The 591-nt window shown below is 61.8% G+C and carries 1 protein-coding gene; it reads right to left on the bottom strand.

Annotation, left to right across the window (positions count from 1 at the left end):
- Positions 1-591 (bottom strand): anaerobic ribonucleoside-triphosphate reductase (nrdD, locus tag ACFSNB_RS18785; protein ID WP_377319350.1); only part of this gene is annotated, 591 nt, incomplete at both ends.

The raw sequence follows: 591 nt of genomic DNA, 5'->3' as shown, positions 1-591 counted from the left end.
TGTCCTCGGCGTCGGCGGTGAAGTTGCGGATCAGCTCGTTGACGCCGTTGATGCCGATGGTCGAGAAATGGTTGCGCAGGGTGCCGAGGTAACGCCGGGTGTAGGGGAACAGCCCGTCATCGATGTGGCGCTGGATCACCTTGCGCTTGATTTCCAGGCTGTTGCGGGCGATGTCGAGCAGATGGTCGAGCTGGCGGAACAGCCCGGCCTCGTCACCCCGGTGGGTGTAGCCGAGCCGGGCGCAGTTGATCGTCACCACCCCGACCGAGCCGGTCTGCTCGGCGCTGCCGAACAGGCCGTTGCCGCGCTTCAGCAATTCGGTCAGATCAAGCTGGAGCCGGCAGCACATCGAGCGGATCATGTGCGGCTTCAGCTCGGAATTGAGGAAGTTCTGGAAATACGGCAGACCGTACTTGGCGGTCATCTCGAACAGCCGGGTGGCGTTCTCCGATTCCCACGGGAAATCGGGGGTGATGTTGTAGGTCGGGATCGGAAAGGTGAACACCCGGCCCTTGGCGTCGCCCTTGGTCATCACCTCGATATAGGCGCGGTTGATCATGTCCATTTCGGACTGAAGATCGCCGTAGGTGA

Source organism: Phaeospirillum tilakii (genome assembly GCF_042683125.1).
GTDB classification, from domain to species: Bacteria; Pseudomonadota; Alphaproteobacteria; order Rhodospirillales; family Magnetospirillaceae; genus Phaeospirillum; species Phaeospirillum tilakii.
The sequence above is the reverse complement of the archived record's forward strand: the minus strand, read 5'-3'. Positions and strand labels throughout refer to the sequence as shown.